The 6,793-nt window shown below is 60.1% G+C and carries 9 protein-coding genes; 5 read left to right on the forward strand and 4 right to left on the reverse strand.

Annotated features, from left to right (window positions below; genetic code table 11):
* Nucleotides 1-41: 41 nt before the first annotated feature.
* Nucleotides 42-986, forward strand: coding sequence for a LysR family transcriptional regulator (locus tag DID96_RS13910; RefSeq protein ID WP_124599870.1), 945 nt, complete (start codon nt 42-44; stop codon nt 984-986).
* Nucleotides 987-1,294: 308 nt separating this feature from the next.
* Here the strand turns inward: DID96_RS13910 and DID96_RS13915 are convergent, their stop codons facing one another.
* Entirely contained in the window at nt 1,295-1,657 is a 363-nt protein-coding gene (locus DID96_RS13915) for a helix-turn-helix domain-containing protein (RefSeq protein WP_124599871.1), read from the reverse strand.
* 89 nt (nt 1,658-1,746) lie between these two features.
* On the opposite strand from DID96_RS13915, the gene DID96_RS13920 reads away from it, so the two are divergent.
* Nucleotides 1,747-2,073 (forward strand): nuclear transport factor 2 family protein, encoded by a 327-nt coding sequence (locus DID96_RS13920; protein ID WP_124599872.1) that lies wholly within the window; start codon nt 1,747-1,749, stop codon nt 2,071-2,073.
* The gene (locus tag DID96_RS13925) at nt 2,073-2,852 is read left to right on the forward strand and encodes an SDR family oxidoreductase (RefSeq protein ID WP_124599873.1); all 780 of its coding nucleotides are present in this window, start codon (nt 2,073-2,075) and stop codon (nt 2,850-2,852) included. The genes DID96_RS13920 and DID96_RS13925 overlap by 1 nt, the downstream gene beginning before the upstream one ends.
* Nucleotides 2,853-3,449: 597 nt before the next feature.
* Here DID96_RS13925 and DID96_RS13930 read toward each other — a convergent pair.
* The gene (locus DID96_RS13930; protein WP_124599874.1) at nt 3,450-3,782 is read right to left on the reverse strand and encodes a darcynin family protein; all 333 of its coding nucleotides are present in this window, start codon (nt 3,780-3,782) and stop codon (nt 3,450-3,452) included.
* 79 nt (nt 3,783-3,861) lie between these two features.
* Between DID96_RS13930 and DID96_RS13935 the strand changes: the two genes are divergently transcribed.
* Entirely contained in the window at nt 3,862-4,479 is a 618-nt protein-coding gene (locus DID96_RS13935; RefSeq protein ID WP_124599875.1) for a TetR/AcrR family transcriptional regulator, read from the forward strand.
* Nucleotides 4,480-4,757: 278 nt separating this feature from the next.
* On the opposite strand, the gene DID96_RS13940 is transcribed toward DID96_RS13935, so the two are convergent.
* Complete coding sequence (locus DID96_RS13940) at nt 4,758-5,180, reverse strand: Rrf2 family transcriptional regulator (RefSeq protein ID WP_124599876.1); 423 nt, start codon at nt 5,178-5,180, stop codon at nt 4,758-4,760.
* Between the two features lie 76 nt (nt 5,181-5,256).
* On the opposite strand from DID96_RS13940, the gene DID96_RS13945 reads away from it, so the two are divergent.
* Complete coding sequence (locus DID96_RS13945) at nt 5,257-6,231, forward strand: alpha/beta fold hydrolase (RefSeq protein WP_124599877.1); 975 nt, start codon at nt 5,257-5,259, stop codon at nt 6,229-6,231.
* Between the two features lie 392 nt (nt 6,232-6,623).
* On the opposite strand, the gene DID96_RS13950 is transcribed toward DID96_RS13945, so the two are convergent.
* Nucleotides 6,624-6,793 (reverse strand): transposase (locus tag DID96_RS13950; protein ID WP_148094503.1); only part of this gene is annotated, 170 nt, incomplete at its 5' end.

Consider the following 6,793-nt stretch of genomic DNA (forward strand, 5'->3'; position numbering starts at 1 on the left):
GGTTCTATCATTCAGCTTTTGTGAATGAACCGAGGTGTTTGATGGATCGCCTGCGCGCCTTCGAGGTTTTCGTGACGGTGGTGAGCCGGGGCGGCTTCGCGCGCGCCGCGGACGCGCTCGGCACGTCGCCCGCTAATGTCACCCGTTATGTGAATGAACTGGAGGCACATCTAGGCACGCGCTTGTTGAATCGCTCGTCGCGCACGCTTTCTCTTACCGAGGGCGGCGAGACGCTTTACGCCCGTTGCAAGTCGATCCTCGACGACGTTGCCGAGACCGAGGGTCTGGTGTCATCGGCGTCAGTCGAGCCGCGCGGACGGCTACGCATCAATGCCCCCGTAAGCTTCGGCATTTTGTATCTGGCGCCGTTGTGGCCTGAGTTCATGCGGAAATACCCGGGAATCGAGCTCGACGTTGGCCTGATCGACCGCGTCGTCGATATCGTGGATGAAGGCTACGATCTCGCCATTCGTATCTCACGCGCCGGTTCGACCAGTCATGCGGCCCGCAAGCTGGCGACGTCGCAAAACATCCTGTGTGCGTCGCCGGCCTATCTGGCTCGTTTCGGCGTTCCGGCAGGTCCAGCGGACCTGGTCGGGCACCGCGGTATCGGCTATACGTATGCGGCCACGGGCGACGACTGGCAACTGATCGACGCGCGCGGCAAGCTTCACTCGGTGAAGGTCGACTGTCACATGCATACCAACAACGGCGATACGGCACGCACAGCCGCCCTCGCCGGACACGGCTTGATCTGGCAGCCCACTTTCCTGATCGGCAACGATCTCCGCGAAGGTCGGCTCGTTCATGTGTTGCCTGAGTACCGCTTGCCGGATATCGACATACTCGCGCTGTATCCGAGCCGTCGGCATCTGAGTGCCAGAGTGCGCGTCATGATCGATTACCTGGTCGATGCGTTCGGTGGCGTGCCCCCTTGGGACCGGAATGACGGAAATTGGGCAGGCGCCACGCCGGTGACGAATTGACAGCTCATCCAGAACATGCGTCCGCCATGTTCGCGCATTCAGGTTCAGTGAGTGCGTGATCATTCCGCACCGTCCGCTCCGGGGGCAACATGAGACGACCGCGGATAGCGCGTCGGCCTTTATCTCGTCGGCCATCACGGAAAGTGGCGGATCGCTGACGCGGTCCGACCATACCGCGACCCGACGGCGTGACTCCAAAAACGTTGGGAGAGAACCCAAAACCGATGCAGACGCATCCGTCGTTGACTTAGCAGACACCTCGTTGACGACCCACCGAATTCGAATTCAGGAAAACAGGTCAGTCAGCCTTAGGCACGCACGCTTGACGCAGCCGATGGAAAGTCTTCACGGCGCTCCGCCCATTTCAGGATCGCGTCCAGTGCCGGGCACAGCGCCTGCCCCCAATCGGTCAGGCGGTAGTCCACCTTCGGCGGCACCTGGTGATAGACCGTGCGCGTCACAATGCCGTCCTCTTCGAGGCGGCGTAGCTGCTGGGCAAGCATCTTTTGCGTGATGCCTGGGATCAGCCTCTCCAGGTCCGAAAAGCGTCGCACCTGACCACCGAAAAGGTGAAACAGGATGACCAGCTTCCAACGTCCTTCCAGCAGCTTGAATGCGGCTTCGACGTCGATCGCAGCGGTCGTGGGAGTGTAGGCTCTTCGGTTGGGCACGGCTTACTTACTTTTTAGTGCGTTCTTGCGATGTGGTAACTATAGCGCCATCATTGGGACATGCAAACGTGACGTTCAGGAAAAGTCCGATGAACATGACCCTGCCCCCGCCACTGGATGTCTATCTGAACGCGGAAGCCACCAGCGACACCGCTCCTCTCGCGAACTGTTTCGCTGCCGATGCCGTCGTGCGCGACGAGGGCCGCACTATCGAGGGGCTCGAAGCCATCCAGGCCTGGAAGAAAGACGCCAAATCCCGGTACCAATACAACGTCGAGCCGTTGGACCTGTCCCAAGATGGCGCCGCCGTGACGATGCGCGCCAGGCTCACCGGCGACTTCCCCGGTAGCCCGGTCGAACTGACCTACACGTTTGTCCTAGCCGGCGGCAAGATCGCGTCTCTGGAGATTCACTGATGAGCGCCGCACTTGAACTTCAGGGCCTTCGGGCGCTTGTCACAGGCGGGACCAAAGGAGTCGGTAAAGCCGTTGTCGCGCAACTTTGCGAGGCCGGCGCGAACGTCCTTGCGACGGCACGTTCGCGTCCCGATGACCTTTCCGAAGAACGGTTCATCGGTGCGGACATCACGACGGCCGAGGGCTGTAAAACCATTGTCGACGCCGTGCTCGAACGGCTCGGCGGCGTCGATATAATCGCGCACGTGGCGGGTGGCTCATCTGCGCCGGCGGGTGGCTTCAGGGTGCTCGACGACGACGAATGGAACAAGGCATTGAGCCTGAACCTGTTCCCGGCAGTGCGCATCGATCGCGCGCTGTTGCCCTTGATGGTCGAGCAGCGCTCGGGCGTCATCGTCCACGTCACATCGATCCAGCGGCAGTTACCGTTGACGGAGGCCACGATTGCCTATGCCGCCGCCAAGGCTGCCCTGTCGAACTACAGCAAAGCCTTGTCCAAGGAAGTCAGTCCGAAAGGCGTTCGGGTCGTGCGTGTCTCCCCGGGCTGGGTCGAGACGGATGCCGCCGCGAGTCTCGTTGCTGAGATCGCCCGGCAGAACGGCATCGGCACGGAAGGCGCCCGCAAGATCATCATGGATTCGCTCGGGGGCATTCCGCTCGGCCGGCCATGCTCTCCCCGAGAAGTCGCAGAACTCATCGGTTTCCTCGTCTCTGCGCGGGCCAGCGCCATCACCGGCACTGAGTACGTCATCGACGGCGGAACCGTTCCGACTGCGTGATTTGAGCCGCTTGTCGGTGGACCTCGACGTGCTTGGCGTACGCGAAGCGCGTTTCGCAGGTAGCTGTTCGCGGTTCCCGTTCAGGCGCCGGCCTTCACGTGGTGTGCCCGCCAAACGAGCCTCTGCCTTTCTGCAGCACGGCCTCACGGGTGGGCCGGGCATTATTCACCGGCGTCGTCGCACCTGGACGTCAGGTCACACAGCAGGTCACCCTTCGTCCGCAATTCGCGACGCCCTGGAATGGCGGACGGCAAGCTCAGAGCGCGATCAGCGACCGTCTCATGTCGAGCCGGGAGCGGACCCGCGAACGCTTCCTCTGAATGGCTCAAACTGGCGGTGGATTCAACCGGTCGATGCAACAGTTTGATGGAATCGTTCAGCCGGTGTATCGACCGGTTGAATCCACCGTCACCTTCGGCCGACCGTATCAGGTGGCAGCCGGCCAGAAAGCGTCGTTCGGGTTCTTCGCTCTTCAGACACTCAAGAGTCCGCTCCAGTTACGCGAGCAGCCGTTCAAACAACTGACTCGACCAAGCAGCGAAGGGCCGCTCTTGGGCGGAGTATTGGCGCCCGTGACTTCGTAACCCGGGCTCACCATCACACCACGTCGATTTCCCGATACCCATTCCGGATCGAGGGAATGATATCGACCACCTCGAAATAGGGTACTGAAAACAGTGCGGAATCGCGCAGACGTTCCATCACGCCATAAAACGTGCGCAAGTCACTTGCCTCAAATTGGGCGACGTCGGTACAGCGCCCGCTGAATGCTTCGGCATCGAAATGGCTGACCCGAACATCGGTACCCGTCAATGCCGTTTCCATGATCGCGGCAGAAAGTCCGTCGCGATGAGAACGCGACATGGCAAGCCACGCTGGCGTGGTTTTGAGCAGCACAAATACGTTGTAACGGCGAGTCGAATGGTCCATGAGTTGGGTCTTGCAAGAGGTGGCTGGTTCGATCAGTATGTGAGTAATTGCTCGTATTTCATACTCGCATTTTTCATTGATGACCGAACTCCTCTCTTATCCGCGTAAACGGCCACGCCAGGCGCGCTCCGCTGCAATGTTCGAGGTCATTCTCGAAGCTTCTGCTCGCATTGTCGAATCCTCCGGATTCGACGGATTCAACACCAATGCGGTGGCGGATCTCGCGGGCGTCAGTATTGGCAGCCTTTACCAGTACTTTCCGTCGAAGCACGCCTTGATTGTGGAGTTAATCAGGCGGGGGCGAGCCCAGCTTACCGACGACGTGATCGAAGCGATTCAGGTGCTACCGGGCGCGGGCCTGGAGGGGCAGATCGATCGGATTATTGAGGCCGCAGTACGACATCAGCTGGATCGTCCGGCTTTGGCACGGACGCTTGAATATGCTTCGACAATGATTGGAAGTGACCTTGAAGCGGATCAGCTTCAGCGCGAACTTGAAACAAGGGTGGCCGATCTGCTGCATCGGCATGGCATTCCTGACGAGATGGTGGCGGCTCGCGATATCGTCGCCCTTAGCAAAGGCATGATCAATGCGGCAGGTGTAGCCGGAGAATCCGATAAAGCTGCGCTGAAGCAGCGTGTCAGACGGGCGGTGTTCGGGTATCTGGGATTGGCAAGAGCACCGCAAGGGGCGTGAGAGGTCGTTTTTTCCGCGAAAGTGGCCACTGATCTCGCGCGAACGCCGTTGGCTGCTTCGGGTCGACAGTACGCATTCGCTGGCAGTGACATCAGACATTCGCGGCCGCGGTGGTCCGAATGTCCGGACAGCGACCTGTAGCTGCCTCAACGCTTCACTTCCCCGAACGTCCGCTAAGGCCGAGGTCCGGTCCGAAACCGACAGGCAACTGTCGGCCAGAAGCGGTCGTACGCGGCCTACAGACAGACGACTGCCACCGCGCCAAAAGTGGACGTTCCTTAGGCCTTCGGCACCTTCACGTGCCGTGCTATGTCGGAAAGACGCATTTTCGCGAGACGCCGGAGCAATTCGTCCTCTGCCGAACTCAGTGCATCGTCGAGGAACCGGTTGACTGCTGACTCCACCGGGCAGGCCGGATTGTCGTCCGCCGTACCGATTGCGAATGCGCTCTTGGGTGCTATAGCCGCATATATGTCACGCACGGTGAGATCGCCGAGTTCACGACAGAGAGCCCAGCCTCCCCCCGGTCCGACGATCGACTCTACATAACCGGCCGCACGCAGCGCAGCCATAGTGCGTCGAACCAGCGACGGCTGAGTGTGTAGCATTTGCGCGATCGTCTCGGAGGTGGTTGTGCCGCCGCGCAGGTGCATGTGTACGAGTACGTGAAGAAGCCGGGCCAGCCGTATATCTCGTTGCATGTTTTTTGAAGCAAGCTATTCGTGACATTTGATGTTACGATTTCGCGTGACTTAAGGCAACCATCGGAGCGCGATCGTGTACGCATTTACTCAGTCCTTCATCGAAACCAATGGCGTCCGCCTGAGCGTCGCCGCCCAAGGAGCGGGGCCGCTAGTCCTGCTTCTTCATGGGTTTCCTGAGACGTCGTACGCGTGGCGACACCAATTGGCGGGCTTGTCGAATGCAGGATTTCGCGCAGTCGCACCGGATCTGCGGGGCTTCGGACTCAGCGATTGTCCGATTGAACCGGGGCGGTATACGACGCTCGACATCATCGGTGACCTCGTCGGGATCATGGACACGCTCGGAGAGACAAAGGCTGTCGTGGTGGGAAATGACTGGGGCGCAACCATTGCGTGGCAGGCCGCGCTGTTGCGCCCCGACCGCTTTCGCGCTGTCGTCGCGCTCGGGGTTCCCATGATGGACCGAGCCCCGATCGCGCCGAGCCGGATATTTCCGCAAACTGAACAAGCGTGGTTTTACACGCATTACTTTTCTCAACCGGGGCAAGCCGAGAGCGAACTCGAGCTCGACGTTGCCGCTACACTGCGTAAGCTTTATTTCTGGGCATCAGGGGACGCCGGCCCGCGCGACCAGAAAACACCCAATCCTTTCGGACTCGTTGCGCGGCAGGCGGGACTCCTCGGCGCTTTGCCTGAACCTGCGTCGCCACCCACATGGCTCGATAAGGCCGACTTCGACGCTTTTGTGCGGGCATACGAGGCGTCGGGGTTTCGCGGCGGGCTGAACTATTACCGCAATCTCGACCGTAACTGGGAATTGCAGGCAGCCTTCAATGGCCTGCCTGTCCAAACTCCCGCCCTTTATCTAGTCGGGGAATACGACACCGGACTAGCGATTCCAGGCATGCAGGAAATCATCGGCGGCATGCGGAAGCTTGTGCCCCACCTGCGAGATTCTCAAATCATTCAACGAGCGGGTCACTGGCTTCAACAAGAGGCCCCGGACCTCGTCAACGCCGCTCTGATCGAGTTCCTGCGCAACCTTTAGGAGCCGTTGACCGCACGTAGATCTGTATCTGTCGTTCGCTCAAGGGTGAGCAACGGGCGTCTCGGGTCGTGAGTGTGAGTTCGCTGATGCAGGAAGCTGACGGTCGGCTGCTCGATGCAGCCGCTGACAGCAATCCGCAATATTGCGGACATAGAACCCATCCCGCCCCAATGTCGGCTAAGGCCGAACTGCTGTCCCCGAGAAGCCGGCTCGGATGTCCGATCAGTTCGGTTACCCGCCCTTGACCCCCTAACAGCGCGGCCGTCGGCTTCTGGCCGAACCCGGAAGTTCATCGCCTACCGCCGATCCGTGCCCCCTCTTGCCGCACCCAACTTCCGCAGCCGACTCGAAGCAGACCAGGAATTATCTGGCTCTTTTGAAATCTGAATGGGTTATGCGGTATGCGGGTTGATCGAAGTGAAGTCGAGCTTGCCAGCGATCAGGAACAGCACGGTGCGCATAGTTTCGAAGTTCGTGTAGCCGCGAGCACGTCGTTTGGCGGCCTGAAACAGGCCGTTGATGGCTTCCAGGAACCCGTTGGTCTGACGTGTCTGGGACCAGG

Source organism: Burkholderia sp. Bp8963 (genome assembly GCF_003854275.1).
GTDB lineage: Bacteria > Pseudomonadota > Gammaproteobacteria > Burkholderiales > Burkholderiaceae > Burkholderia.

Bases quoted from the DNA above. Each gene is read 5' to 3' on its own strand.
- DID96_RS13910 (WP_124599870.1), top strand. From the start codon at position 42: ATGGATCGCCTGCGCGCCTTCGAGGTTTTCGTGACGGTGGTGAGCCGG.
- DID96_RS13920 (WP_124599872.1), top strand. From the start codon at position 1,747: ATGAACATGACCCTGCCCCCGCCACTGGATGTCTATCTGAACGCGGAA.
- DID96_RS13925 (WP_124599873.1), top strand. From the start codon at position 2,073: ATGAGCGCCGCACTTGAACTTCAGGGCCTTCGGGCGCTTGTCACAGGC.
- DID96_RS13930 (WP_124599874.1), bottom strand. From the start codon at position 3,782: ATGGACCATTCGACTCGCCGTTACAACGTATTTGTGCTGCTCAAAACC.
- DID96_RS13935 (WP_124599875.1), top strand. From the start codon at position 3,862: ATGACCGAACTCCTCTCTTATCCGCGTAAACGGCCACGCCAGGCGCGC.
- DID96_RS13940 (WP_124599876.1), bottom strand. From the start codon at position 5,180: ATGCAACGAGATATACGGCTGGCCCGGCTTCTTCACGTACTCGTACAC.